The 26,240-nt window shown below is 62.6% G+C and carries 23 protein-coding genes; 22 read left to right on the forward strand and 1 reads right to left on the reverse strand.

Annotation, left to right across the window (positions count from 1 at the left end; all coding sequences use genetic code 11):
* Window positions 1-154 precede the first annotated feature (154 nt).
* From mraZ to murD, 10 genes are all read left to right on the forward strand, one after another.
* Window positions 155-658, forward strand: a complete 504-nt coding sequence (gene mraZ, locus CFI11_RS08370; protein ID WP_130404902.1) for a division/cell wall cluster transcriptional repressor MraZ — start codon at window positions 155-157, stop codon at window positions 656-658.
* Window positions 659-662: 4 nt separating this feature from the next.
* On the forward strand, window positions 663-1,658 hold the full coding sequence (rsmH, locus tag CFI11_RS08375) for a 16S rRNA (cytosine(1402)-N(4))-methyltransferase RsmH (protein WP_130404904.1): 996 nt from the start codon (window positions 663-665) through the stop codon (window positions 1,656-1,658).
* Complete coding sequence (locus CFI11_RS08380) at window positions 1,655-1,999, forward strand: cell division protein FtsL (RefSeq protein WP_130404906.1); 345 nt, start codon at window positions 1,655-1,657, stop codon at window positions 1,997-1,999. The genes rsmH and CFI11_RS08380 overlap by 4 nt, the downstream gene beginning before the upstream one ends.
* On the forward strand, window positions 1,996-3,783 hold the full coding sequence (locus CFI11_RS08385; RefSeq protein ID WP_130404908.1) for a penicillin-binding protein 2: 1,788 nt from the start codon (window positions 1,996-1,998) through the stop codon (window positions 3,781-3,783). The genes CFI11_RS08380 and CFI11_RS08385 overlap by 4 nt, the downstream gene beginning before the upstream one ends.
* A gap of 24 nt (window positions 3,784-3,807) precedes the next feature.
* Entirely contained in the window at window positions 3,808-5,289 is a 1,482-nt protein-coding gene (locus tag CFI11_RS08390) for a UDP-N-acetylmuramoyl-L-alanyl-D-glutamate--2,6-diaminopimelate ligase (protein WP_130404910.1), read from the forward strand.
* Window positions 5,286-6,719 (forward strand): UDP-N-acetylmuramoyl-tripeptide--D-alanyl-D-alanine ligase, encoded by a 1,434-nt coding sequence (gene murF / locus CFI11_RS08395; protein WP_130404912.1) that lies wholly within the window; start codon window positions 5,286-5,288, stop codon window positions 6,717-6,719. The genes CFI11_RS08390 and murF overlap by 4 nt, the downstream gene beginning before the upstream one ends.
* Before the next feature lie 11 nt (window positions 6,720-6,730).
* A complete protein-coding gene (gene mraY / locus CFI11_RS08400; protein ID WP_130404914.1) occupies window positions 6,731-7,813 on the forward strand; it encodes a phospho-N-acetylmuramoyl-pentapeptide-transferase in 1,083 nt (360 codons plus the stop codon).
* 71 nt (window positions 7,814-7,884) lie between these two features.
* Window positions 7,885-8,541 (forward strand): hypothetical protein, encoded by a 657-nt coding sequence (locus tag CFI11_RS08405; RefSeq protein ID WP_130404916.1) that lies wholly within the window; start codon window positions 7,885-7,887, stop codon window positions 8,539-8,541.
* A 70-nt stretch (window positions 8,542-8,611) separates the two neighbouring features.
* Window positions 8,612-9,277 carry an SDR family NAD(P)-dependent oxidoreductase gene (locus CFI11_RS08410; protein WP_130404918.1) on the forward strand — a complete coding sequence of 222 codons (666 nt, stop codon included), beginning with the start codon at window positions 8,612-8,614 and terminating at the stop codon, window positions 9,275-9,277.
* A 55-nt stretch (window positions 9,278-9,332) separates the two neighbouring features.
* Window positions 9,333-10,730, forward strand: a complete 1,398-nt coding sequence (murD, locus tag CFI11_RS08415; protein ID WP_130404920.1) for a UDP-N-acetylmuramoyl-L-alanine--D-glutamate ligase — start codon at window positions 9,333-9,335, stop codon at window positions 10,728-10,730.
* A gap of 147 nt (window positions 10,731-10,877) precedes the next feature.
* Here the strand turns inward: murD and CFI11_RS08420 are convergent, their stop codons facing one another.
* On the reverse strand, window positions 10,878-12,056 hold the full coding sequence (locus tag CFI11_RS08420; protein WP_130404922.1) for an NAD(P)/FAD-dependent oxidoreductase: 1,179 nt from the start codon (window positions 12,054-12,056) through the stop codon (window positions 10,878-10,880).
* A gap of 130 nt (window positions 12,057-12,186) precedes the next feature.
* Between CFI11_RS08420 and ftsW the strand changes: the two genes are divergently transcribed.
* From ftsW to recN, 12 genes are all read left to right on the forward strand, one after another.
* A complete protein-coding gene (gene ftsW / locus CFI11_RS08425; RefSeq protein ID WP_130409967.1) occupies window positions 12,187-13,353 on the forward strand; it encodes a putative lipid II flippase FtsW in 1,167 nt (388 codons plus the stop codon).
* Window positions 13,350-14,447, forward strand: a complete 1,098-nt coding sequence (locus tag CFI11_RS08430) for a UDP-N-acetylglucosamine--N-acetylmuramyl-(pentapeptide) pyrophosphoryl-undecaprenol N-acetylglucosamine transferase (protein ID WP_130404924.1) — start codon at window positions 13,350-13,352, stop codon at window positions 14,445-14,447. The genes ftsW and CFI11_RS08430 overlap by 4 nt, the downstream gene beginning before the upstream one ends.
* Complete coding sequence (murC, locus tag CFI11_RS08435; protein ID WP_130404926.1) at window positions 14,444-15,850, forward strand: UDP-N-acetylmuramate--L-alanine ligase; 1,407 nt, start codon at window positions 14,444-14,446, stop codon at window positions 15,848-15,850. The genes CFI11_RS08430 and murC overlap by 4 nt, the downstream gene beginning before the upstream one ends.
* Before the next feature lie 64 nt (window positions 15,851-15,914).
* Window positions 15,915-16,166, forward strand: coding sequence for a DUF2484 family protein (locus CFI11_RS08440; protein ID WP_130409968.1), 252 nt, complete (start codon window positions 15,915-15,917; stop codon window positions 16,164-16,166).
* A gap of 76 nt (window positions 16,167-16,242) precedes the next feature.
* On the forward strand, window positions 16,243-17,172 hold the full coding sequence (gene murB, locus CFI11_RS08445; RefSeq protein ID WP_130404928.1) for a UDP-N-acetylmuramate dehydrogenase: 930 nt from the start codon (window positions 16,243-16,245) through the stop codon (window positions 17,170-17,172).
* Window positions 17,173-17,301: 129 nt separating this feature from the next.
* Window positions 17,302-18,222: a D-alanine--D-alanine ligase gene (locus CFI11_RS08450; protein WP_130409969.1), complete on the forward strand. Its 921-nt coding sequence runs from the start codon at window positions 17,302-17,304 to the stop codon at window positions 18,220-18,222.
* Window positions 18,210-19,079, forward strand: coding sequence for a cell division protein FtsQ/DivIB (locus tag CFI11_RS08455; RefSeq protein WP_130404930.1), 870 nt, complete (start codon window positions 18,210-18,212; stop codon window positions 19,077-19,079). Before CFI11_RS08450 ends, CFI11_RS08455 begins: the two co-directional genes overlap by 13 nt.
* A 27-nt stretch (window positions 19,080-19,106) precedes the next feature.
* Window positions 19,107-20,441: a cell division protein FtsA gene (ftsA, locus tag CFI11_RS08460; protein ID WP_130404932.1), complete on the forward strand. Its 1,335-nt coding sequence runs from the start codon at window positions 19,107-19,109 to the stop codon at window positions 20,439-20,441.
* A gap of 173 nt (window positions 20,442-20,614) precedes the next feature.
* Entirely contained in the window at window positions 20,615-22,264 is a 1,650-nt protein-coding gene (gene ftsZ, locus CFI11_RS08465) for a cell division protein FtsZ (protein ID WP_130404934.1), read from the forward strand.
* Window positions 22,265-22,479: 215 nt separating this feature from the next.
* The gene (gene lpxC / locus CFI11_RS08470; protein WP_130404936.1) at window positions 22,480-23,403 is read left to right on the forward strand and encodes a UDP-3-O-acyl-N-acetylglucosamine deacetylase; all 924 of its coding nucleotides are present in this window, start codon (window positions 22,480-22,482) and stop codon (window positions 23,401-23,403) included.
* Window positions 23,404-23,509: 106 nt separating this feature from the next.
* A complete protein-coding gene (locus CFI11_RS08475; protein ID WP_130404938.1) occupies window positions 23,510-24,379 on the forward strand; it encodes an outer membrane protein assembly factor BamD in 870 nt (289 codons plus the stop codon).
* Window positions 24,380-24,416: 37 nt separating this feature from the next.
* Window positions 24,417-26,090 (forward strand): DNA repair protein RecN, encoded by a 1,674-nt coding sequence (gene recN / locus CFI11_RS08480; protein ID WP_130404940.1) that lies wholly within the window; start codon window positions 24,417-24,419, stop codon window positions 26,088-26,090.
* The last annotated feature ends 150 nt before the right edge of the window (window positions 26,091-26,240 follow it).

The following is a 26,240-nucleotide window of genomic DNA, read 5'->3' on the forward strand; positions in this document are numbered from 1 at the left end:
GCGAGCAGACATCCCCCCAGGTGGCGCGCGCAGCTGGACACCCCGCAAGGCGGGACGAGGGCGGCGGGTTGATCAGTGGCAGCAGATCAACTCGCCGTTTCCTCTTTCTGGGGAACGAAACGACACGCGGGGGCGCGGGTAGAAGGACAGGGACTTGGGCCGCAGGTTCAGAGGCGAAAGCCACCATAAGGTGGATACGAAGGGCAGGGTGTCTATCCCGGCCTCGTTTCGCCGTGTGCTGGAGGCCGCAGATCCCAACTGGAAATCCGGCGAAAATCCCGAACTGGTCATCGTTTATGGCGATCACCGCCGCAACTACCTTGAATGCTACACGATGGAGGCGATCGAAGAGGTCGACGCCAAGATCGATGCCCTGCCGCGCGGCGGGATGGAGCGCAAGATGCTCCAGCGCCTTTTCCACGGCCAGTCCTTCCCGACCAATGTCGACGAGACAGGCCGCCTGGTCCTGCCCGCGAAGCTCCGCCAGAAAATCGGTCTTGATAAAGAGGCGTTCTTTATCGCGGCCGGCGACACGTTCCAGATCTGGAAGCCGGAGACCTACGAAGAGGAAGAACTCGCCAAGACCGAAGAATGGCTGGACGAGTTGCCGGACGACTTCGACCCGATGGCCTTCCTTGATGCAGCAGGGGGCGCGTAGGGGCATGGCTGCCGCGGCCCGCCAGACCGATGATGTGCCTCATATACCTGTTTTGCTGCGCCCTTTGCTTGCGGCGGTCGCGCCGGTGACGGGGCGCTGGCTGGACGGCACGTTCGGGGCTGGAGGGTATACACGCGCGCTTTTGGACGCCGGGGCCGACCAGGTCATCGCCGTTGATCGCGATCCGTTGGCGTTCGACCTGGCCTCCGACTGGGCGGGGGCCTATGAAGGTCGCCTTGTCCAGCAAGAGGGCGTCTTTTCCCAGATGGACGCGTATGGGCATGACCTTGACGGGGTTGTGCTGGATCTCGGCGTATCCTCGATGCAGCTTGACCGGCCCGATCGCGGTTTTTCCTTTCTCAAGGACGGTCCACTCGACATGCGCATGTCGCAGGAGGGGCCATCCGCCGCCGACATCGTGAACTCTGCAACAGAGGCAGCGTTGGCCGACATTCTGTTTCACTATGGCGAGGAGCGCGCGAGCCGCCGGATCGCGCGCGCCATTGCGCGTGCGCGGTCAGAGGCGTCCATCGAAACGACCTTGCAGCTTGCCGCGGTGATCGAGGGCTGTCTGCCCCGGGCCAAGCCCGGCCAGTCGCATCCCGCGACCCGCAGCTTCCAAGCCCTCAGGATCGCGGTGAATGACGAATATGGAGAGTTGTTTCAGGGTCTTATGGCGGCGGAGCGTGCGCTCAGGCCGGGAGGGAAGCTGGCGGTCGTGACCTTTCATTCTATCGAGGACCGCATGGTGAAACGCTTTCTGCAGGCGCGCGCTGGCCAAAGCGGCCGCGCCAACCGCTATGCGCCCGAGCTGGCGAGGGAAGAGCCGCAGTTCAACATTCTGACCCGCAAGGCAATCGGTCCGGACGACCGCGAGCTTGCGGAAAATCCGCGCGCCCGCTCTGCCAAGCTTCGTGTCGCCCTGCGCACCGATGCGCCGTCAGGCGCGATTGAACCGAAATCTATTGGAATGCCCGTTCTGGAGACCTCCTGGACATGAGACCGCTGCTTTACATCCTGACCGCACTCGCCGTGATCGGACTGGCTTTCTGGGCCTATCGCGAAAATTACGCCACCCAGCAGACCCTGGCCGAAACCAAGCGATTGCAGCGGGAGATCGGCCAGACGCAACAACGCCTCACCGTGCTGCGCGCGGAATGGGCCTATCTCAATCGCCCGGACCGTTTGCGTGAACTGGCAAACATCAATTTTGACCGCCTCGGCCTTCTGCCTTTAAGCGCCGAGCAGTTCGGTCGTGTGGATGAGGTTGCCTTCCCGCCGGCCGACCTGCTGCCGATCACCAATGCGATCGATGTCTCGACGATGGAGGCCACGCAATGATCCGAACGCCGCTTCGTCCACTGGCCCGGATCCTGAGGGCCCGGTCGCAGGGAGAAAATCCCGATCTGATCGAGCGCGAGAATATCCGCAAGAGGCACGAGGAAATGCAGGACCGGGCCCGGCAGCGGGCCGAAAGTCGCCTGCTGGTTCTGGGCCTCTTTTTCTTTTGCGCCTTTTCCGTCGTGGGCGGGCGCATGGGTCTTCTGGCCATGTCCGAACCGATGGAGCCTGTCGCGCTGGCCCCGGGGAGCCAGATCGCGGCACAACGCGCGGATATCGTGGACCGGCATGGACGCATCCTGGCCACCAACTTCGAGACGCATTCCCTCTACGCCCAGCCACCGCAGCTGATCGATCCGATCGGGTCCATCGACAGGTTGATCGAGATCTTCCCCGATCTGAACCGCGACCGGCTTGTGAAGGATCTGACAGGGAAGCGAAAATTCGTCTGGATCAAGCGCAAGATCAGCCCCGAGCAGAAACAGGCGGTTCACGATATCGGTGAACCCGGCCTTCTGTTCGGGCCCCGCGAAATGCGGCTTTACCCCAACGGCCAACTCGCGGCGCATATCCTTGGCGGCGCGTCCTTCGGCAAAGAGGGCGTCAGCGCCGCAGAGGTTGTGGGCGTTGCCGGGGTCGAAAAGAAATTCGATGCGTTTCTGCGCGATCCCGCCCAGGGCGGGAAGCCGCTGGAACTGTCGCTTGACCTGACAATTCAGGCCGCGATGGAAGAGGTTCTCTATGGCGGCATGCGGATCATGAACGCCAAAGGCGCCTCGGCCGTGCTGATGGATGTGCATACCGGAGAGGTCCTTTCGGTCGCGTCCCTGCCGACGTTTGATCCCAACGACCGTCCCCGCCCGCCGACCGAGGGGGAGCCGTCTGACAGCCCGCTCTTTAACCGCGCGGTGCAAGGCGTCTATGAGCTTGGCTCCACCTTCAAGATCTTCACCACAGCGCAAGCCCTGGATCTGGGCCTGGTCAATCCCGATACGATTGTCGATATCCGGGGTCCGCTGCGCTGGGGCAAATTCCGCATCCGCGATTTCCGCAATTATGGCAAGGAGTTGAGCGTTTCGAAGGTGATCGTCAAATCCTCCAACATCGGCACGGCCCGTATTGCCCAGCGGATCGGAACGAAGCGGCAGAAGGCATTTCTGGACACGCTCGGCATGTTTGATCCCACCCCCATCGAAATCGTCGAGGCACGGGGTGGCCAACCCCTCTTGCCGCCCAATTGGTCCGAGCTGAGCACCATGACGATTTCCTACGGTCACGGACTTTCGACCAGCCCCATGCACCTGGCCGCGGGCTATGCGGCGATTGCCAACGGAGGGCACTATGTCAGTCCCACCGTCCTCAAGAAGGACGGTCCGCAGCTGGGACCGCGCGTGATGTCACGCCGCGCGGCCGAGCAATCGCAGCGCATGCTGCGCCAGGTTGTCAGCGAGGGCACGGCAAGCTTTGGTGAAGTGCCTGGATATCGCGTGGGCGGCAAGACCGGCACGGCTGACAAACCCAAGGCGCGCGGCGGCGGTTATTACGAGGACAAGGTGATCGCCACGTTCGCCAGCATCTTTCCGAGCGACGATCCGAAATATGTGCTGATCACCACACTTGACGAGCCATCGATGAATGACGGGGACAAGCCACGCCGCACGGCGGGCTGGACGGCTGTTCCCGTCGCGGCGGAGATCATCAAACGCGTCGCCCCTCTTTTGGGTTTGCGTCCCCGCGTTGAACCCGCCCCGCTGGCTGATATAACGCTGACGTCATCCAACTAGAACACGCGCAGAGCGGGGAGTGCGATGGGCGAGCAGGCAAAGACCTTGAGCGAGCTGGCCCTTAGGGCGCAGGCAGGCCGTAATCCGGCCATTACCGGGCTCGCGGTCGACAGCCGCGATGTGAAAGACGGGTATCTCTTTGCCGCCTTGCCTGGCAGTCGCGTTCACGGGGGGGAATTCATCACCTATGCGCTGCGGATGGGGGCTGCGGCCATTCTGACCGATACCGAAGGCGCACGCATCGCGGCAGAGGATCTGGAGAGATCGGATGCGGCCCTTGTGGTCGTGGACGATCCGCGCGAAGTGTTGTCCTACACGGCTGCCCTTTGGTTCGGTGGCCAGCCCGAGACGATGGTGGCCGTGACGGGAACCAACGGGAAGACGTCGGTTTCCACCTTCGTTCGGCAGATCTGGGTCGAGATGGGCTTGCCTGCGATCAATCTTGGCACCACGGGTGTGGAGGGGGCATGGACCGCCCCACTGGCGCATACAACGCCCGAACCGATCACGCTGCACCGGACGTTGGCCGAAGCCGCGAGACACGGGATCACCCATGCGGCGATGGAAGCCTCCAGCCATGGGCTGGATCAGCGACGTCTGGAGGGTGTCCAGCTCAAGGCGGCGGCCTTCACGAATTTCTCGCAGGATCACCTCGATTATCATCATACGTTCGAGGCCTATTTCGCGGCCAAGGCCGCACTGTTTCGACGGGTGCTGCCGGTGGACGGGACCGCGGTGATCAATATGGATGACCCCAAGGGGGCCGAGATGCGTGCCATCGCGGCGGCCCGTGGTCAGCACATTCTCACGGTGGGGCATGGCCCAACGGATCTCAGCCTAATCAGTCAACGCTACGACGGAACCGGTCAGGACATCCGGTTTTCCTATCTCGGACAGCCCTACCAGGCACGCCTGAACCTGATCGGCGGCTTTCAGGCCGAAAACATTCTCGTTGCCTGCGGGCTTATCCTGGCCAGCGGTGAAGAGCCCACGCGTGTCTTTGAAACCTTGCCGCATCTCACCACGGTCAGGGGTCGGATGCAGCTTGCGGCGACCCGGCGGAACGGAGCATCGATCTTTGTCGACTATTCCCACACGCCTGCCTCGGTCGCGGCGGGGCTGACGGCCCTGCGTCCCCACGTGATGGGAAAGCTTGTCGTGGTGGTCGGGGCGGGCGGGGACCGGGACAAGGGCAAACGCCCGTTGATGGGCCAGGCCGCGGTTGAAAACGCGGATGTCGCCTTTATCACCGACGACAACCCCCGCAGCGAGGACCCGGCGGAGATCAGGGCGGCGGTGATGGCAGGCGCGCCCGGAGCGACCGAGGTCGGAGACCGGGCAGAGGCCATCCTGCGCGCTGTAGACGCGCTTGAGCCCGGCGACGCGTTGCTGATTGCGGGCAAGGGGCACGAAACGGGGCAGGAGATTGGCGACCAGATCCTGCCCTTCGATGATGTAGAGCAGGCCAGCATCGCTGTTGCGGCTCTGGAGGGGAGGCTGGCGTGATACTCTGGACCGCAAAGGACGCAGCTGCGGCGACCGGCGGCACTGCCACGGGCGACTGGCAGGCCAGCGGCGTGTCCATTGACACCAGGACCCTTGTTGACGGCGATCTTTTCGTCGCGTTGAAGGATGTGCGCGATGGCCATGATTTCGTGGCGCAGGCGCTGTCCAAGGGGGCATCGGCGGCGATGGTGTCGCGCGTGCCCGATGGCGTCGCCCAAGACGCGCCGCTTCTCATCGTGGATGATGTTCAGGCCGGTTTGGAGGCGCTGGGCCGGGCGGCGCGCGCAAGGACAAAGGCTCGCGTGGTGGCGATCACCGGCAGCGTGGGCAAGACATCGACCAAGGAAATGCTGGCCCGGATGCTGGGGGCGCAGGGACAGACCCATGCCAGCGTGGCCAGCTACAACAACCACTGGGGCGTGCCCCTGACCCTTGCCCGGATGCCGGCAGATACCGAATATGCGGTGATCGAGATCGGGATGAACCACCCCGGAGAGATCGCCCCTTTGTCCCGCATGGCCAAACCGCATGTTGCACTGATCACAACGGTGGGGGCGGCGCATCTTGAAGCCTTCGACAACATCGAAGGCATCGCGGTGGAGAAGGCCTCGATCATCGAGGGGCTGGAACCCGGCGGAACGGCAATTCTGAACAACGACATCGAACAGGCTGCCATCCTGCAGTCAAAAGCCGCGGATCAGAAGGTGCGCGACATCGGGTTCGGACGCCACGGTTTCGACTTTGTGCTCAAGGACGTTCAGGTTCAGGACGAATGCACCGTGGTGCAGGCCACCGCGCATGAGGCGCCCTTGCTCTTCAAACTGGCCACGCCAGGTGTGCATTTCGCGATGAACGGTCTCGGCGCCCTGGCCGCCTGTGAGGCGCTCGGCGCGGATCTTGCTCTTGCAACGCATGCGCTTGGCCGTTGGACCCCTTATCGCGGACGCGGCGCACGCGAGACACTCTATCTCGACCCGGTGGAGACCGATCTCACGCTGGAATTGATCGACGACGCCTATAACGCGAATCCCACCTCGATGAGTGCCGCATTGTCGGTGCTGGCCGCGGCAAGCCCGCGCCATGACATCGGACGGGTCAGCAAGGGGCGGCGGATTGCCGTTCTGGGCGACATGAAGGAGCTGGGTGCGAACGAAGCTGCGTTGCACGCCGCCCTGGCGGATCATGAGGCCATCCCCTCACTCGACGTGATACATTGTGTCGGACCGCTGATGCAGTCTCTTCATCAACGGCTTGGCGAGGATCGGCGCGGCCTTTGGGCCGAAACCAGCGCCGAAATGGCGCAGGTGATCCGAAGCAGGCTCGACAGCGGAGATGTGGTTCTGGTGAAGGGATCGCTGAGCATGGATCTGGCCCGTATCGTTGACGCGATCCGCAAAATGGGTCATCCCCCGCCACAAGATAATGAGTAGGGACAGCTGACATGCTCTATTGGTTGACCGCGCTGTCGGATGGCGGGGACTTCTTCAACCTTTTCCGCTACATCACGTTTCGGGCGGGCGGGGCGTTTCTAACGGCGCTTCTGTTCGGGTTTCTGTTCGGCCGTCCCCTGATCGCGGTTTTGCGAAAACGGCAGGGAAAGGGCCAGCCGATCCGCGATGACGGACCCGAGGGGCATTTGGCCAAGGCCGGGACACCGACGATGGGCGGGCTGCTGATCGTGGGGGCGCTCTTGACCTCGACCGTGTTGTGGGCCCGGCTCGATAATCCCTTCATATGGCTGGTGCTTTTTGTCACTCTCAGCTTCGCGTTGATCGGGTTCGCCGATGATTATGCGAAAGTGTCCAAACAGAACACCAAGGGCGTGCCCGGAAAACTGCGCCTTGCATTGGGCATTCTGATCGCCGCGATCGCGGGCTGGTGGGCCACGCAATATCATCCCGAAGCGCTGCAGAACCAACTGGCGTTGCCAGTCTTCAAGGACACGCTCATCTATATGGGCTACATCTTCATTCCGTTCACGATCTGCGTCATCGTCGGCTCTGCCAATGCGGTCAACCTGACGGACGGCCTCGACGGTCTGGCGATCATGCCGGTGATGATTGCGGGCGGCACACTCGGGATCATCGCCTATGCGGTGGGACGGGTCGATTTCACCGAATATCTGGACGTGCATTATGTTCCCGGAACCGGAGAGATCCTGATTTTCACCGCCGGCTTGTTCGGCGGGGGCCTCGGCTTTTTGTGGTACAACGCGCCGCCTGCTGCGGTTTTCATGGGCGATACCGGCTCGCTTGCGCTTGGGGGTGCCCTGGGCGCGATTGCCGTTGCCACGAAGCACGAGTTGGTGCTGGCCGTTGTCGGAGGCCTCTTCGTGGTCGAAGCGTTGAGCGTGATCATTCAGGTTTTGTACTACAAGCGCACCGGAAAGCGGGTCTTTCTGATGGCGCCGATCCATCATCACTATGAAAAGAAGGGCTGGGCGGAGCCCCAGATCGTGATCCGCTTCTGGATTATCTCGCTGATCCTTGCGATGATCGGTCTGGCGACATTGAAGGTGCGGTAGCGAAAGTGGGTCTCGACATCAACGTTCTCGCCCGGCCAACGGCCGGTCATGAGCAAGAGTTTGAAGATCTCTTGAGGCAATTTCGCCTTCTCGCTCGGGGACAGGTGCCAACAGACGGTCCTTACGTGGATCCGGGCAAGACCAGCCTTTTCGGGCTTAAAAAGTCGAAGCCGGTTTTTGACGAGGAGGCCGCGAAACGTCGGTTCGCGGAACTCTCTCAGCCAGCCTATGTCACCCTGAATGCGCCGCAGGTTGGCCGGGATGCCGAAGCAGATGCATGGGTCCGCGCTGCGTTTGAAGAGGGACGGTTCGACTTACCCTCGGCAGAGCAGGCGTTGGACGCGCTGAAGGGATATTATGCGCTGGAGGCGATGGAGCCTTGCGACGGCTTTCCCGTCTACTCGCACGCTTACATGTATGACGGGGTGGACAGGACAAGCTTTCGGGGCGCGTTCCTGACGGAGTGTGAAAAGGTTCTCGAACCCGAGATCCTGAACCGCGCATGGGAGATTATGACAGCCGAAGAGCTGGCCCAATGGTCAAAAGCCCTCTTGGCTGTGGCTGATCGCCTTGCCGGGGAAAACGGGTTTGAACATGTTCTTGGAGATCAGGCTTTTCGAACCGACGATCCGGGCGCTCTTCCGGGACAGATCCATATCATCGATCAGGCTGGCCGCTGGGCGGCTTTCTGGTCGTCCCGCGGCCACGGTGCGGAACCGTATTTCTAGAAAAGGCAGGGCAGGCCTCTGATGACGCCGCCCGTTGCAACTTCGCACGTCCTGCGGCAAAGCTGGCCGCATGAGAACACCTGAAAGAACGGCTCTTGTCACGGGGGGCAATTGGGGGATCGGGCGGGCCATCGCGGCAGGTCTTATGGCGGACCAACGGGTTGTCATCGCCGCGCGCGATCCCGAGGCCGGGCGTGCAGCGGCAGATGACCTGGGATGCGAGGCCATTGTCCTCGATCTGATGCAACCGGAGCATTTTGCCGACGCGATCGAGCCGTTGGGCGGTATCGACGTGCTGATTAACAATGCGGGCGTTCTCATCGAAACAAACATGATCGAGGACCCGGAGGGGGTTGAGACCTCGATGCAGGTGATGGTGCACGCGCCTTATCAGCTTATCCGTTTGTGTGTGCCGCATATGGCGCGGCAAGGGTGGGGGCGGATTGTCAATCTTTCCTCCGACTGGGGCAGCTTCGATCAGGGGCTCGACGGTCCGGGCGCATATGGCGTGGCCAAGGCGGCCTTGAATGCGCTCACCCATGCATTGCCCCGGGATCTGCCCGCGGGGATCAAGATCAACGCGATGTGCCCGGGATGGGTGCAGACACGCATGGGGGGCGACGGCGCACCCCGAACACCCGAAGAGGGCGCGGAGACGGCGCTCTGGCTGGCCCGTTTGCCCGAGAGCGGGCCCACGGGAGGATTTTTTCGCGACCGGGCGCCGTTGAAATGGTAATCCGAAGAGCTGAGAGATCGACCAGCGTCGGCTGGCCTACGACGAGGGTTTGGTCATGATACCGGTGAGAGGCGTCAAAGGCGCGCGCGTGGCCGTTCTGGGCTTGGGGCGGTCTGGGCTTGCCGCGGCAAGAGCCCTGATCGCGGGGGGCGCGGAAACGCTGTGCTGGGATGACAACCCTGATGCCTGCGCCCGCGCGGAGGCGGAGGGCCTGACGGTTCGCAATCTCAGCAGACAGGACGCGTTGGATGATCTTACCGCGCTGATCGTCTCTCCCGGCATTCCGCATCTCTATCCGAAGCCAAATCCGATTGTGGCGGCGGCCCATGCGGCGGGTGTGCCGGTCGACAACGATATCGGTCTTTTTTTCCGATCCTTCGCAACCGAGGACTGGAACCGGTTCGATGTCGCGCCACGCATTGTGGCGGTCACCGGTTCCAACGGGAAATCGACCACGTCGGCCCTGATCTATCATCTTATCGAAACCGCAGGCCGCCCCGCGCAGCTGGCGGGCAATATCGGACGCGGCGTTCTGGACCTGGAGCCGGCGCTTGATGGCGAGGTCGTGGTGCTGGAGCTTTCCAGCTACCAGACCGAGCTGGCCCGCAGCCTGACACCGGATATCGCGGTGTTCACCAACCTGACACCTGATCATCTGGACCGACACGGCGGGATGGGCGGGTATTTCGCCGCCAAACGCCGGCTGTTCGCCGAAGGCGGCCCGGATCGCGCCATCATCGGCGTGGACGAGGCGGAGGGACGCTTTCTGGCCGGGCAGATGTCCGAAGGGCGTGGAGACGACCGTGTGATCCGCATCTCATCGGGTCAAAAGCTGACGGGTCCGGGCTGGCAGGTCTTTGCCCGGAAAGGGTTTCTGAGCGAATATCGCAAAGCCCGTCAGGTTGGCGCGATTGATCTGCGCGGCATCAAGGGGCTGCCGGGGGCACACAATCACCAGAATGCTTGCGCGGCATATGCGGTCGCCCGCGCGCTGGGGATGGCGCCAAGGGTGATCGAGGCGGGCTTGCAGAGCTTCAAGGGTCTGCCCCATCGCAGCCAGGTCATCGCCGAGGCGGGCGGGGTCAGCTATGTCAATGACAGCAAGGCCACGAATGTCGACAGCGCGGTCAAGGCATTGGGAGCCTTTAGCAAGATCCGCTGGATTTGCGGCGGGCTGGAAAAGGACGGGGGCCTTGAGGCGCTGAAGGGCGCCACGGGCGCTGTGCGCCGGGCCTACGTGATCGGACGAGAGGCGGCAGCCTTCGCCCTGCAGCTTGATGTGGAGGCCGAGATCTGCATCACGATGGAGGAAGCGGTGGCACGGGCGGTCAAGGACGCAGAGCCCGGCGATACGGTTTTGCTGGCGCCCGCGGCGGCGAGCTTTGACCAGTATGACAGCTTTGAGGCGCGTGGCGCGGATTTCGAGGCGGAAGTGCGCAGACGGCTGGGCTGAAGCGCGTTGTTTTCATGCCTGCAGTCAAAGGTGATACCACGCGGCGGGCTTGACGGGGCGTTGACCAAAAGGAGCGCCTGCGGCGCACGCCATATTGGAGCATGTTGAGACGCGACACACCATGACGTCGTTGCGCTGGTGGTCAGCTCAGGTGGCGGAGATCGCCCGACCAGCGGCCTGGGCAGAGGACCAGGCCCACTGGAAATTATACCCACCCAACCAGCCGGTGACGTCCATCGCCTCCCCGATCCCATAGAGGCCGGGGACGGAGGTGCATTCCATCGTCCGGGAGGAGAAGGCATCGGTCGCGATCCCGCCGGCGGTGACCTCGGCGGTGCGGTAGCCTTCGGATCCGCCGGGCGTGAGGCGCCAGGCGCGCAAAGCGTCCGTCAGAGCAGAAAGGGCCCGGTCAGATTGATCTGCCACACGACCGCTCAGGTCATGGGTCTCACCCAGGTAGCTTACCAGCCGACCGGGTAGGTGTTGCGACAGGGCCGTGCCAAGCTGGCGGCGCCCGTCGCTTTGCCGTTGGGCCTTGAGCGCGGGCAGAAGCGCGCCGGTTGGATCGAGGTCAATATCGATGGGCTCCCCTTCGTGCCAGTGGGAGGAGATTTGCAGGATCGCGGGACCCGACAGGCCACGATGGGTGAACAGCATCGCTTCGTCAAAATGGGTGCCATTGGCATAGGCGCGCACGGGTGTCGACACACCCGCGAGCGGTTTGAACGGATTGTCGGGGAAGGTCAGCGGAACGAGCGCAGGGCGTGTTTCGGTCACGCGCAGACCGAACTGGCGGGCGATGTCGTAGGCCAGCCCGGTGGCGCCCATCTTGGGGATCGACTTGCCGCCGGTTGCGAGCACGAGGGAGCGGGCCCGCAGGACGGATCGTTGCCCGTCCCGTTCCACCTCTACTGCGAAACCGCCGTCGACGGGTTGAACGCCGATGATCTTTGTCGAAAGCCAGAGCGTGGCGCCGGCCTGGTCCATCTCGGCGCGCAGCATGGCGATGATCTCGCGCGCGGAGCCGTCGCAGAAAAGCTGGCCCAGCGTTTTTTCGTGCCAGGCGATGCCATGGCGGTCGACGAGGTCGATGAAATCCCACTGCGTATAGCGGGCGAGGGCGGATTTTGCGAAATGAGGGTTTTCCGAGAGAAAGGCCTCGGGCGTGCAATGAAGGTTGGTGAAGTTGCAGCGCCCGCCGCCCGAGATGCGGATCTTCTCGCCCGGGGCTTTGGCATGGTCGATCACGAGCACGCCAGATCCCGCCGTGCTGGCGCACATCAGGCCAGCGGCACCGGCACCAAGAATGATCGTTTTCCAGTCCATCGCCGCCTCGCGTGACGCGAATTGCCGCCACTTGCAAGAGGAAGAGGCTAGCGTGATGGGGCTTTTGCGGCTAATGTCTCGCTCAGACCCCGAAAAGGGGCACGGGCAGAGGCAGAAGAGCGGTAACGGCATGACGGAAATGGTCTATGGCGCGGTCCCGATGCGGGATGGCGAGCCTGTACTTCCAAAATGGTGGCGCACGATCGACAAATGGTCGGTCTCCTGTGTGCTGATCCTGTTTGCAATCGGTCTTTTGCTGGGTCTCGCCGCCTCGCCGCCTCTGGCTGCGCGCAACGGGTTCGAACCGTTTCACTATGTCCAGAGACAGGCAATCTTTGGCGGTGCGGCTCTGATCGCGATGATCCTGACGTCAATGATGTCGCCGACGCTTGTGCGCCGTCTCGCGGTTCTGGGCTTTCTGGCCGCTTTTGTCGCGCTTGCCTTTCTGCCGCTCTTTGGCACTGATTTCGGCAAGGGTGCTGTGCGATGGTACAGCCTTGGCTTTGCCTCGATCCAGCCGTCGGAGTTTCTGAAACCGGGCTTTGTGGTCGTTGCGGCCTGGATGCTGGCGGCGAGCCAGCAGATCAACGGCCCTCCGGGCACGGCATGGTCTTTTGCGCTCTGCATTTCCATCGTGCTGATGCTGGCGCTGCAACCGGATTTCGGACAGGCAGCGCTTGTCCTCTTTGGTTGGGGCGTGATGTATTTCGTGGCGGGTGCGTCAATGATCCTTCTGGTCGGAATGGCCGCGATGGTGGTGCTGGCGGGCACCCTGGCCTATGCCAATTCGGAACATTTCGCCCGGCGGATCGACGGCTTTCTCAGCCCCGATGTCGATCCAACCACGCAGTTGGGATATGCCACCAATGCGATCCGCGAAGGCGGGCTTTTCGGCGTGGGTGTGGGGGAGGGGCAGGTGAAATGGTCTTTGCCCGACGCGCATACCGACTTTATCGTGGCCGTGGCGGCCGAGGAATACGGGCTGATCCTCGTCCTTGTGATCATCGCGCTTTATGCGAGCATCGTGGTGCGGTCGCTCCTGCGTCTGATCCGCGAGCGTGATCCCTTCGTGCGGCTGGCCGGGACGGGACTGGCCTGCATGTTCGGTGTTCAAGCGATGATCAATATGGGCGTTGCGGTGCGGCTTTTGCCCGCCAAGGGCATGACGCTGCCCTTTGTCAGCTACGGCGGTTCGTCCCTGATCGCGGGCGGTATCGCGGTGGGCATGCTTCTGGCCTTCACCCGGACGCGGGCGCAGGGAGAGATTGGCGATATTCTGAGGGGGCGTGTGGGATGACCCAACCCCTGCTTCTCATCGCGGCGGGCGGCACGGGCGGGCATATGTTCCCGGCCCAGGCTCTGGCCGAGGCGATGTTGCGCAAGGGCTGGCGGGTTCAGCTTTCCACCGATGCGCGGGGCGCGCGCTATACGGGCGGTTTTCCCCATTCGACCGAGATGACGCAGGTCTCCAGCGCGACATTCGCGCGCGGTGGCCTTTTGGCCAAGGCGATGGTGGCGCCGCGTATTCTTGCAGGCGTGTTGCGTGCGGTGATGCGCTTTCGCAGGGATCAGCCAACCGTCGTCGTGGGGTTTGGCGGCTATCCGACCATCCCCGCCATGAGCGCTGCCTGGCTCTTGCGACTGCCGCGCATGATCCATGAGCAGAACGGTGTGCTGGGACGGGTCAATCAGGTCTTTGCCAAGCGTGTGCATCAGGTGGCCTGCGGCGTCTGGCCAACCGAACTGCCGATCACCGCGCGTGGGTTGCATGTGGGCAATCCGGTGCGCGGCGCGGTGCTTGACCGTGCGGGCGCACCCTATACGCCGCCCGGAGATTACCCGATGAACATACTGGTGATGGGCGGCAGCCAGGGCGCGCGCGTGCTTAGCGATGTCGTGCCGGCAGCCCTGACCCGCCTGCCGGACGAGCTCCGCCAGCATATCCGCGTCAGCCATCAGGCCCGCGACGAAGATCACGCACGGGTGACGCAATTCTATGTCGAACACGGGATCCCGGCGGATGTTCAGCCCTTCTTTCACGATGTGCCGGCCCGCATGGCCGAGGCGCAGCTTGTCGTGTCACGCTCTGGGGCGTCATCGGTGGCCGATCTGTCGGTGATCGGGCGCCCCGCCATCCTGATCCCCTATGCCGCCGCCGCGGGCGATCACCAGACCGCCAATGCCCGCAGCCTTGTTGACGCAGGGGCCGCGATCCTGATCCCCGAAAGCGCCCTTGACGCCGACAGCCTCGCGGCGCAAATGGCGACAATTCTGACCCAACCGCAAGCGGCCCTGCATATGGCGAACGCGGCACTTGGCGCTGGCGCGCCCGATGCCACCGAGCGCCTGGCCGCCCTTGTCGAAGAGCTCGCCGCAAAGGAGCCGTCATGACCCCAGCCACCAAACTTCCCGGCGATGTCGGGCCCATCCATTTCGTTGGGATCGGCGGGATCGGCATGTCGGGCATTGCCGAGGTCCTTTTGAACCACGGATACGTGGTGCAGGGCAGCGATCTGAAAGCGTCCAAGATCACCGAGCGTCTGGCCGATCTGGGCGCGCATATCTTCGTGGGCCAAGAGGCTCGAAACCTCGAAGATGCCGAGGTTGTCGTGATCTCATCCGCGATCAAGCCGGGCAATGCCGAGCTTGACGAGGCGCGCCGGCGGGGTTTGCCGGTGGTAAGACGGGCCGAGATGCTGGCCGAACTGATGCGCCTCAAGTCGAACATCGCCGTTGCGGGAACCCACGGCAAAACCACGACCACCACGATGGTGGCCACCTTGCTTGATGCGGGAAATTTCGACCCGACCGTGGTTAATGGCGGGATCATTCATGCGTACGGGTCCAACGCACGAATGGGGCAAGGCGAATGGATGGTGGTAGAGGCCGATGAAAGCGACGGCACCTTCAACCGCCTGCCTGCAACCATCGCCATCGTGACCAATATCGACCCCGAGCATATGGAGCATTGGGGCACCGAAGAGAACCTGCATCAGGGGTTTCTGGACTTCGTTTCCAACATACCTTTCTACGGCCTCGCCGTGTGCTGCACGGACGATCCGGACGTTCAAACGCTGGTGGGCAAGATCTCCGACAGACGTGTGGTCACCTACGGCTTCAACGCGCAGGCCGATGTGCGGGCGGTCAATCTGCGCTATGAACGGGGTGTCGCCTATTTCGACATCGCCCTGCAGAACGACGAGATGGTGATCGAGGGGTGCTCTTTGCCGATGCCGGGCGATCACAACGTGTCGAATGCCTTGTCGGCGGTCGCGGTTGCGCGTCATCTCGGCATGAAGGCCAGCGAGATCCGCGACGCATTGGCCGGGTTCGGAGGGGTCAACCGCCGTTTCACGCGCGTGGGCGAAGTTGACGGCGTGGCGATCATCGACGATTACGGGCATCACCCGGTGGAGATTGCCGCCGTGCTGAAAGCGGCGCGCCAGGCCACCGACGGCCGGGTGATCGCCGTGCATCAGCCGCATCGCTACACACGTCTCAGCTCTCTCTTCGAGGACTTCTGTTCGTGCTTCAACGAAGCGGATGTTGTCGCAATCGCCGAGGTCTTCGCGGCGGGGGAGGATCCCATTCCCGGCGCCTCCCGGGATGATCTGGTGTCGGGCCTGATCCGGCACGGCCATCGCCATGCCCGTGCGATCATGTCCGAAGACGATCTGGAGCGTCTGGTGCGGGAACAGGCCCGGCCCGGCGACATGGTGGTCTGTCTGGGGGCGGGGACGATCAGTGCATGGGCGAATAACCTGCCCGCACGCCTTGGCAAGAACGCGGCTTGATGTGGCTTTGGTCCATCACGCGACCTCCACCGTGCCGGCCCTTTGAGCGGGCCGCGCTCCCATGCTGAGCGTGTCTCTCGTCCTTGCGGCCATCTGGGTGCTTCTGGCCAGTGTTCTGGCGATGTTGCCGAGTCGCGATAACCACTGGCGGCGGGCTTACATTTTGATCGCGATTGGCGTTCCCGTGTTGGGCTTTGTCATTTACCAGAACGGTCCCTGGTGGGGTCTGGCGGTTCTGCTGGCGGGCATGTCGATATTGCGTTGGCCGGTCATCTATCTGGGTCGCTGGCTGCGGGGACGGCTGCGACGGGACTGAGCGCGGACCTTTTGAGCGGTTGCTTTTCGTCCGGGGCGGGGGCACATGAGGCAAAAAGCCGATCCGGAGCAGAGCGATGCCTGACATTCCAAACCATTATGCAGGACGTCTGACCAGGGACAAACCTCTGAGCGAGCTGACCTGGCTTCGCGTGGGCGGGCCGGCGGATTGGCTTTATCAGCCCGCCGATCTCGACGACCTCTCCCGGTTTCTGCAAAGCCTCGATCCGGCGATACCGGTTTTTCCAATTGGTGTCGGGTCCAATCTGATCGTCCGCGACGGGGGCGTGCGGGCGCTTGTCGTCCGCCTGGGCCGCGCGTTCAACGGGATCGAGGTCGAGGGCGATATCGTCCGGGCAGGGGCTGCAGCTTTGGACGCCCATGTCGCCAGAAAGGCCGCTGATGCGGGTCTGGATCTTAGCTTTTTGCGCACGATCCCTGGCTCTATCGGCGGGGCCGTACGGATGAATGCCGGATGCTACGGGACCTATATGGCTGATGTTCTGATCGAAGCGCGGGCTGTCACAAGAGGCGGCGACAGGCTCACGCTGACACCTGACGACCTGCAATTCGGCTATCGTCAGTCCAGCCTGCCGGAGGGCGCGATACTGGTCGAGGCGACGATGCGGGGCCCGAAGGCCCCGAAAGAGGAGCTTTACGCGCGCATGGCCGAGCAGCTTGCCAAACGGGACGCGACCCAGCCCACCAAGGACCGCTCAGCCGGTTCGACCTTCCGCAACCCGGCCGGGTTCAGCTCGACCGGACGCGCGGACGACGTGCACGATCTCAAGGCCTGGAAGGTGATTGATACGGCAGGTTTACGCGGTGCGCGCCAGGGTGGTGCCCAGATGAGCGAGAAGCACTCGAACTTTCTGATCAATACCGGTTCGGCAACGGCGGCCGATCTTGAAGGATTGGGCGAGGAGGTGCGAAAAAAGGTTTACGAGTCCAGTGGCATAACGCTAGAATGGGAAATCATGCGCGTCGGTGAACCGGCGCAAGAATAAATAGCCGAAACTGGCGTCCAAACAGGCACATTTCCAAATCAGGCCGGCAAGGCCGTGGAAGGGCGCCGCCTCGGTATGGCGGATGACAACAAGGGACCGTTCAAAGGTCCCGGTACATTTGAGGCACGTGTGGGTCAGTCGAGCAGGACATACCCAAAGGTTGCGGTACTCATGGGCGGCCCCTCGGCCGAGCGTGAGGTATCGCTCGTCACCGGGCGCGAATGCGCAGCGGCCTTGCGTGGCGAGGGGTACGACGTGGTCGAGATCCACGCCGGGCCCGATCTTTGTGCCGATCTTGCACAGGCAGCCCCCGATGCCGTCTTCAACGCGCTTCACGGACGCTGGGGCGAGGATGGCTGCGTGCAGGGCATGCTGGAATGGATGGGTCTGCCCTATTCGCATTCCGGCGTTCTGGCCTCCGCACTCGCCATGGACAAGGACCGCAGCAAGGCCGCCTTCGCGGCGGAAGGGTTGCCCATCGCTGCATCGGGCCTCTTCGACAAGGATCAGGTGATGGCCAGCCATGTCATAACGCCTCCCTACGTCGTCAAACCGAACAACGAAGGGTCGAGCGTCGGCGTCTATCTGGTCCATGAAGCGGCGAACGGCCCGCCGCAACTTTCCTCGGAGATGCCGCAGACCGTCATGGTCGAAGCGTTCATAGCCGGGCGCGAGTTGACCGTGACGGTGATGGGCGACCGGGCCCTGACGGTCACGGAAATCCAGACCGATGGCTGGTACGATTACGACGCCAAATACAAACCCGGCGGATCCCGTCACGTCGTCCCTGCGGATATCCCCGCGGATGTCTTCGATCTTTGCCTCGATTATGCCCGTCGGGCACATGTGGCGCTGGGATGTCGTGGCGTCTCTCGCACCGATTTCCGCTGGGATGAGGCCTTGGGCGCTGATGGTCTGTATCTTCTGGAAACCAACACGCAGCCGGGCATGACGCCCACATCGCTCACCCCCGAACAGGCGGCGGCATGCGGTTACTCTTTCGGCGAGTTCTGCGCCTGGATCGTTGAGGATGCATCATGCAACAGGTAGAGCATCGCCCGGATCCGGCCCCTTCGCGCCTGCATTACCGAATGCAGCGCTGGATGCTCACGCCGGGCATTCGCCTGATGCTCCGGGCCGGTTTGCCCTTTTGCATCACGTTCCTGCTCGCCTCTGCCTGGCTGGCCAACGAAGAGAACAGAGACCGAATCAATCTGGCCTTTGTCGACCTGAAGGCCAGCATCCAGGAACGGCCCGAATTCATGGTCAACCTGATGGCCATCGACGGGGCCGGTCGGGATGTGTCGGAAGATATTCGCGAGGTGCTGCCGCTCGACTTTCCGATAAGCTCTTTCGATCTGGACCTGGAAAACGTGCGCAACACGATCACCGGCCTCGATCCGGTTCGCGATGCCAGCGTGCGGATCCGTCCGGGCGGCGTGCTTCAGATCGATGTCACTGAACGCGTGCCAGCGTTGCTCTGGCGGACGCGCGACGGGCTGGAAGTGCTCGATCCCGAAGGCGTGCATGTGGGGATGGTCCCGCACCGGGCCGAACGTCCTGATCTTCCCTTGATCGCCGGCGACGGGGCGGACGGGCATGTAGAGGAAGCTATCGCGATCTTTGCAGCCGCCGAGCCGCTTGGCTCGCGGCTCAGGGGGCTGGTCCGGATTGGAGAGCGGCGCTGGGACGTCGTTCTTGATCGCAATCAGCGCATACTTCTGCCCGAGGACGGGGCGGTACAGGCATTGGAGCGGGTGATCACCCTCAGCGAGGCAGATGACATGTTGGAGCGCGACGTGGCTGTCGTGGATATGCGGCTGTCCGCGCGCCCGACCCTGCAAATGACCGATGCCGCCCTAAAGGACTGGTGGCGGATCCGGGCGATCAATGGCGGCGGGCAATAACAAGAAGACCAAGGCGGGCAAACGAAGATGACCGATCTCTATCAATCCCAACGGGCGATGCGGCAGATGCGCAAACAGGCGCTGCAACGCGGTGTTGTGGCGATCCTGGACGTAGGCAGCTCCAAGATTGCCTGTCTGGTGCTGCGCTTCGACGGGTCGGGCCGGCTGGATGAAGACGCAGAGATCGGCTCGCTTGCCGGCCAGACGGGATTTCGCGTTGTTGGGGCGGCGACCACCCGGTCGCGCGGCGTTCAGTTCGGCGAAGTGACCGCCATGCAAGAGACAGAGCGCGCGATCCGCACAGCGCTTCAGGCGGCCCAAAAAATGGCCAATATTCGCGTTGATCACGTGATCGCATGCTTTTCGGGGGCCAATCCGCGGTCCTACGGTCTTGATGCACAGATTGATCTGAGCGGTCAGGTGGTCAGTGAACAGGAAGTGGCCCATGTTCTCGCGGACTGCCAGGTGCCGGAATTCGGCGCGGGCCGGGAGGTGCTGCACGCGCAACCCGTGAATTTCGCCATCGATCATCGATCCGGCCTTTCCGACCCGAGGGGACAGCTGGGCCAGCAGCTTTCGGTGGACATGCACATGCTGACCGTCGATGCGGATGCGATCCAGAACCTGGCGCATTGTATCAAGCGGTGTGATCTTGAACTCGCGGGCATCGCCTCTTCGGCCTACGTATCGGGCATCGCCTCTCTGGTCGAAGACGAACAGGAGCTGGGGGCGGCCTGCATCGACCTGGGCGGCGGGGCCACCGGTGTTTCTATCTTCATGAAAAAGCATATGATCTACGCCGACAGCGTGCGCATGGGCGGAGATCACGTCACAGGTGACATCTCGATGGGTCTGCAGGTGCCGACCGCCAATGCCGAGCGCATCAAAACCTTTTACGGCGGTGTGCACGCGACCGGGATGGATGACCGCGAGATGATCGAGATCGGCGGCGATACCGGCGATTGGGAACACGACCGGCGCACCGTCTCACGGGCAGAATTGATCGGCATCATGCGCCCCCGTGTCGAGGAAATCCTGGAAGAGGTCCGTGCGCGTCTTGATGCCGCGGGCTTTGACCACCTGCCCAGCCAGCAAATCGTGCTGACCGGCGGTGGCAGTCAGATCCCCGGGCTCGACGGGCTGGCCTCTCGCATTCTGGGTCAACAGGTGCGGTTGGGCCGTCCATTGCGCGTTCATGGTCTGCCGCAGGCGGCCACGGGGCCTGGCTTTACCTCCGCCGTGGGCCTCTCTCTCTTTGCGGCGAATCCCCAGGACGAATGGTGGGACTTTGAATTTCCTGCAAATCGCTATCCCGCGCGGTCCTTTCGACGGGCCGTGAAATGGTTCCGGGACAACTGGTAGACGCAAGATCTTGCCGATTGTCCGAAATCCGGCGGATTGTGGCAAAAATAAGGCCATATTTTGCGGTAATTTGGCGTTTTTTAGGTGACGTTGCGCTTGGGTCACGGTAGTCTGAGAGCGGTAGGCACAAAAAACGCCCGCATAGGCGGCAGTAACACAGGCGGACAGAGTAGATGACTTTGAACCTTTCGATGCCCGGTCATGAAGACCTGAAACCCCGGATCACCGTGTTTGGCGTCGGGGGGGCAGGCGGCAATGCCGTCAACAACATGATTGAAAAACAGCTCGACGGTGTCGACTTCGTTGTCGCCAATACCGATGCGCAGGCCCTCCAGCAAAGCTCGGCCAAGGCAAAGATACAGCTTGGCGTGAAGGTGACCGAAGGGCTGGGCGCGGGTGCGCGTGCCACGGTCGGCGCGGCCGCCGCGGAGGAGAGTATCGAGCAGATCGTCGATCATCTTGCCGGGGCGCATATGTGCTTTATCACCGCCGGTATGGGCGGTGGCACCGGAACAGGCGCTGCGCCCATCATTGCGCAAGCGGCGCGTGAGCTTGGCGTTTTGACCGTCGGCGTCGTGACGAAGCCCTTCCAGTTCGAAGGCGCCAAGCGCATGCGGCAGGCCGAGGATGGCGTGGACAGCCTGCAAAAGGTGGTCGATACCCTGATCATCATCCCGAACCAGAACCTGTTCCGTCTGGCCAATGAGAAAACGACCTTTACCGAGGCGTTCTCGATGGCGGATGACGTGCTTTATCAAGGTGTTAAGGGTGTAACCGATCTGATGGTGAGACCCGGCCTGATCAACCTCGACTTCGCGGATGTTCGTGCCGTGATGGACGAGATGGGCAAGGCAATGATGGGCACCGGCGAAGCCGAAGGCGAAGATCGCGCCGTGCAGGCCGCCGAGAAGGCAATCGCCAATCCGCTCCTTGACGAGATTTCGCTGCGGGGCGCGAAAGGCGTGTTGATCAACATCACCGGCGCCCACGATCTGACCCTGTTCGAATTGGACGAGGCCGCCAACCGCATCCGCGAGGAGGTGGACCCCGACGCCAACATCATCGTTGGTTCGACCCTGGATACGGGTATGGACGGCGTGATGCGTGTCAGTGTGGTCGCGACCGGCATTGACGCGACCGAGGTGCAGACCGATATCCCCGTTCCGCGCCGCTCTCTCGCCAGCCCGTTGAGGCAGGCCGCTGAGACACCGGCCGCTCCAGAGGCTGCGATGTACGAAGAGCCCGCAGTCAGCCCCGTGGCCGCTGCAGCGGAAGAACCCTCGCTCTTCACAGCGGCGCCGGAAGAGGTCACTGAAGTGGCCCAGGCCAACATGTTCGAGCCGGAAGCGCCCGAGACAACGGTTGCCGATGATGACGGGTTGCCACCGCCGGCTTATCAGCCGCAAGTGGCCGCGTTCCAACCTCAACCAGATGCGCTTGAGGCAGAACCGGAGACCTTCGTGGCACCAAAACCGCCAGCGCCGGGCACACCTTCCCCCGAAGCGCTTGAGCGTCTGAGAGCCGCCGCGCAAAAGGTGCCGGCTGCCGCGCCGCCAGCCGCAGCGGTTGCGTCCTCCGCGCAACCCGCCGCCGAAGGGGAGGAGCCCGCGCACGAGCGGGCACGGTTCGGGATCAACTCTCTGATCAACCGCATGACCGGCCATGCATCCGATCAGCCCGCAGCGGCGGCACAACCCCGTCAGCAACCTGTTGTTCAACAGCCCGCGCCGCAGCCTGGCGTGGCCGCGCGTCCGCAGGCCGAGCCTGACCCAGAGCAGGAGCGGATCGAAATCCCCGCATTCCTGCGGCGTCAAGCAAACTGACGTCCTCACGATATGTCGATTAAAGCCGCCCTAGGGCGGCTTTTTTCCTTTTTAAATCAAACTCTTTCTGCAGATGCAGCGATGGGTTGCCGCTTTGTTGCATTCATGTTTCAAACCGTTGCAAAGATTGAGTTGAGCGGAACACTTCCCCCCTTTAACCCATTAACAAAGAACGCCAAGTCAGGCGCTATGAAGCAGACCCCAAGGGGTGGAACGTGCAAAATACGATAAAATCTCCGGCCTACTTTGAAGGCGTGGGGCTACATACAGGCAAAACTGTCCGGATGGTGATCCGTCCGGCTTCTGCGGAACATGGTATCTGGTTTCGTCGCAACGATATCTCTCTGGGCGACCGGATGGTGTCGGCGATCTGGCACAATGTCGAACGGTCTCCTCTTTGCACCAAGCTGATCAATCCGGCGGGGACTTCGGTTTCGACGGTGGAACATGTGATGGCGGCCCTTGCGGGATGCGGCATCCATAACGCGCTGATCGAACTGGATGGACCCGAAGTTCCGATACTAGACGGTTCGGCGGCCGAATTCGTTCGGGGCATCATGTCTCGCGGGATCAGGCAGCTGGCAGCGCCGGTGCGTGCGATCCAGGTGCTCAAGCCCGTTTCGGTCGAAAAGGACGGTGCGCGGGCATCGCTTATTCCGGCGGAAAAGCTGGTGATCGATTTCCACATCGACTTTGATGATGCGGCAATCGGTCAGCAGAGCCGGTCCTTGGTGATGTCCAACGGGGCCTTTGCGCGGGAATTGTGCGACAGCAGAACGTTCTGCCGTCAGGCCGATATCGACGCGATGCAGTCAAACGGTTTGGCACTGGGCGGTGCGTCCGGGATCAATGCGGTGGTCTTTGACGGCGATGACGTTCTCAGCCCGGGCGGTCTGCGCCACCCGGATGAGCCGGTACGCCACAAGATGCTTGATGCTTTGGGTGATCTGGCGCTGGCCGGCGGGCCGATCCTAGGCCACTATTCCGGCGTTCGCGCGGGACATTCCCTGACCAACACGTTGCTGCGGGCCTTGTTCGAAACGCCCGGCGCGGCACGTATGGTGGTTTGCGATGCCGAAAGGACGGCAAACCTGCCTGGCGTCGGATTGGCCTGGACTGAAATTCCAGAGGTTGCCTAAGGCCCGTCACAAGGGTTGCATAAGGCGTTTTGCACCAGAATTTATTGTGCTAGACCGATCCGAAAGCAGGGGGCTGCCCCGGCGGAAAAGATGAGGATAGGCAAGCATGGCGGGCGTTGGATCTCGGATCAAGCGGATCGGATTTGTTGTCTTGGTCGCTGCCCTGACGGCTGGGTGTGGCGGCGGAGGCGGCGCATTGTTCGGCGGGCCGGCGGCGGACCGGACACAATCGCTCGAAGCGTTTACGCCTGAACAGATCTTTCAGCGTGGCGAATTCGAGTTGAGCCGCAACCGGACCGGCGACGCCGCATATTACTTTTCGGAAATCGAAAGGCTTTATCCCTATTCGACATGGGCGCGGCGGGCGCTGATCATGCAGGCGTTCGCCCACCATCAGGGGCAGGATTACCCCGAAAGCCGTTCGGCGGCGCAACGGTTCATCGACTTTTATCCGACGGATGAGGATGCCGCCTATGCGCAGTATCTGCTTGCCCTCAGCTACTATGATCAGATCGATGAGGTTGGGCGCGATCAGGGGCTGACCTTTCAGGCGCTGCAAGCCCTGCGCGCTGTGATCGAGCGGTATCCCGACAGCGAATATGCGAATTCCGCGATCCTCAAATTTGACCTGGCGTTCGATCACCTCGCCGCCAAGGAGATGGAGATCGGGCGGTACTACCTGCGGCGCGATCATTTCACGGCGGCGATCAACCGCTTCCGCGTGGTGGTCGAAGATTTTCAAACCACCAGCCATACGCCCGAGGCACTGCACCGATTGGTCGAATCCTATCTGTCCCTTGGCCTTGATGCCGAGGCGCAGACGGCGGGCGCGATCCTGGGCTTCAACTATCAGGCAACCGATTGGTACGAGGACAGTTACCGTCTTTTGACAGGACGCGGTCTTGAGCCGCGGGTGCGGGGAAACAATTGGCTCAGCGCGATTTATCGCCAGATGATCAGGGGAGAGTGGCTGTAACCTCGAACCGGGTTCAGCCACCGTCCAAGGTTTCGTGATGCTGCGTGCACTCGACATCCGTGACATGCTTATCATCGACCGGCTGGACCTGACGTTTCAGCCGGGTCTCAACGTGCTGACTGGCGAAACGGGTGCAGGCAAATCCATCCTGCTCGATGCTTTGGGCTTCGTTCTGGGATGGCGCGGGCGGGCGGAACTGGTCCGTCAGGGGGCCGCACAAGGCGAGGTTGTGGCCGTTTTCGAGCTTCCTTCCCAACACGCGGCGCGTGATGTTCTGGCTGCGGCGGGCTTGCCGGACGGGGATGAGTTGATCTTGCGGCGTGTCAACACCGCCGATGGGCGCAAGACAGCATGGATCAACGACCGTCGCGTGTCCGGAGATGTGCTGCGCAACCTCTCCGAAACCCTGGTCGAACTGCACGGACAGCATGATGATCGGGGTCTTCTGAACCCGCGGGGGCATCTGGTCATCCTCGATGACTTCGCAGGGCTGGATGGGACCCGAAAAGAGGTGAGGGCGGCCTGGACGTCCTGGATGCAGTCGCGCAAAGCTCTGGATGCGGCACAGGATATGCTGGACGCCATGCGCTCGGAGGAGGAGTTCTTGCGCCATGCGGTCGCGGAACTGGATGCGCTTGATCCAAAGCCCGGCGAAGAGGCGGAGCTTGATACGCTCCGGCGTCGCATGCAGAACGCGGAGCGGATCCGCGATGATGTGGGGCGGGCTCACGCGCTCTTGGGACCAGAGGCAGCCGAGGGCGCGATTGGCGACGCAGTGCGCTGGCTGGAGGGCGTGGTGGACCGCGCCGCTGACGAGAACCTGCTGGAAGCACCGCTGGCCGCGCTGCATCGGGCGTTGATCGAGCTGGGCGAAGCCCAGAGCGGGGTGGAAAGCGCATTGACCGCGCTCGATTTCAACCCAGCGGAGCTTGAAACGACCGAGGAACGCCTGTTCGCGATACGGGCCTTGGCGCGAAAGCACGATGTCGCACCGGACGAATTGAGCGTCTTTGCAGACAGCCTGCGCGAGCGCCTTGCAAGCCTTGATGCGGGGGAGACGGATCTCTCCGACAAGCGCGCGGCGATGGAGCTGGCCCGTCAGGCTTATGAGGCCGAGGCCAAGGCCTTGTCAAAGGCCCGGTCCGCCGCGGCAGAGCGTCTGGACCGCGCGGTTACCGCGGAATTGGCACCGCTGAAAATGGAGCGGGCGGTGTTTCAGACCCAGATCGACGCCGCGGAGCCGGGACCGGACGGGTGTGATGCCGCCGTCTTCACGGTCGCCACCAATCCCGGCGCGCCAGCCGGGCCGTTGAACAAAATCGCGTCCGGCGGGGAGCTTAGCCGTTTTCTGCTTGCGCTCAAAGTGTGTCTGAGCGGGGAAGGCCGCGGGGTCACGATGATCTTCGACGAGATTGATCGCGGCGTCGGGGGGGCTACGGCAGATGCGGTTGGACGGCGCCTCGCGGGGTTGGCTGTCAATGGGCAGGTGCTGGTCGTGACACACTCTCCGCAGGTTGCCGCATTGGGTGCGCATCACTGGCGTGTAGAAAAACGTGTCGAAGGCGGGACGACCTTGTCTCGTGTCGTGCCTCTGCCGGAGACGGACCGGGTGGACGAGATCGCCCGTATGATTTCGGGCGACCGAGTGACCGATCAAGCCCGTGCAGCGGCACGATCTTTGCTCGACCAGGGCCAAGCGCCCGTTTTCTGACACAGAAAACAGCCTGGAAAATCAAGATTTTCCAGGCTCGGAATTTGTCTCAAATTCCGGCAGCCCCATCACTTCTCGCGCTGTATTGTGTCCCAGGGGTTCCCCTGTTTCCATCTCTGGCCTAAACACGGAAAATGTAACCATTTTCCG

The sequence above is a fragment of the Thalassococcus sp. S3 genome (assembly GCF_004216475.1).
Taxonomy (GTDB): domain Bacteria; phylum Pseudomonadota; class Alphaproteobacteria; order Rhodobacterales; family Rhodobacteraceae.

What these genes read in the sequence shown, in the direction of transcription:
- ftsA (WP_130404932.1), top strand. Translation starts at nt 19,107, where the DNA reads ATGACCGATCTCTATCAATCCCAACGGGCGATGCGGCAGATGCGCAAA.
- mraY (WP_130404914.1), top strand. Translation starts at nt 6,731, where the DNA reads ATGCTCTATTGGTTGACCGCGCTGTCGGATGGCGGGGACTTCTTCAAC.
- murC (WP_130404926.1), top strand. Translation starts at nt 14,444, where the DNA reads ATGACCCCAGCCACCAAACTTCCCGGCGATGTCGGGCCCATCCATTTC.
- CFI11_RS08475 (WP_130404938.1), top strand. Translation starts at nt 23,510, where the DNA reads ATGGCGGGCGTTGGATCTCGGATCAAGCGGATCGGATTTGTTGTCTTG.
- CFI11_RS08385 (WP_130404908.1), top strand. Translation starts at nt 1,996, where the DNA reads ATGATCCGAACGCCGCTTCGTCCACTGGCCCGGATCCTGAGGGCCCGG.
- CFI11_RS08430 (WP_130404924.1), top strand. Translation starts at nt 13,350, where the DNA reads ATGACCCAACCCCTGCTTCTCATCGCGGCGGGCGGCACGGGCGGGCAT.
- murD (WP_130404920.1), top strand. Translation starts at nt 9,333, where the DNA reads ATGATACCGGTGAGAGGCGTCAAAGGCGCGCGCGTGGCCGTTCTGGGC.
- ftsW (WP_130409967.1), top strand. Translation starts at nt 12,187, where the DNA reads ATGACGGAAATGGTCTATGGCGCGGTCCCGATGCGGGATGGCGAGCCT.
- ftsZ (WP_130404934.1), top strand. Translation starts at nt 20,615, where the DNA reads ATGACTTTGAACCTTTCGATGCCCGGTCATGAAGACCTGAAACCCCGG.
- murB (WP_130404928.1), top strand. Translation starts at nt 16,243, where the DNA reads ATGCCTGACATTCCAAACCATTATGCAGGACGTCTGACCAGGGACAAA.
- CFI11_RS08410 (WP_130404918.1), top strand. Translation starts at nt 8,612, where the DNA reads ATGAGAACACCTGAAAGAACGGCTCTTGTCACGGGGGGCAATTGGGGG.
- CFI11_RS08455 (WP_130404930.1), top strand. Translation starts at nt 18,210, where the DNA reads ATGCAACAGGTAGAGCATCGCCCGGATCCGGCCCCTTCGCGCCTGCAT.
- CFI11_RS08380 (WP_130404906.1), top strand. Translation starts at nt 1,655, where the DNA reads ATGAGACCGCTGCTTTACATCCTGACCGCACTCGCCGTGATCGGACTG.
- CFI11_RS08420 (WP_130404922.1), bottom strand. Translation starts at nt 12,056, where the DNA reads ATGGACTGGAAAACGATCATTCTTGGTGCCGGTGCCGCTGGCCTGATG.
- rsmH (WP_130404904.1), top strand. Translation starts at nt 663, where the DNA reads ATGGCTGCCGCGGCCCGCCAGACCGATGATGTGCCTCATATACCTGTT.
- CFI11_RS08390 (WP_130404910.1), top strand. Translation starts at nt 3,808, where the DNA reads ATGGGCGAGCAGGCAAAGACCTTGAGCGAGCTGGCCCTTAGGGCGCAG.
- recN (WP_130404940.1), top strand. Translation starts at nt 24,417, where the DNA reads ATGCTGCGTGCACTCGACATCCGTGACATGCTTATCATCGACCGGCTG.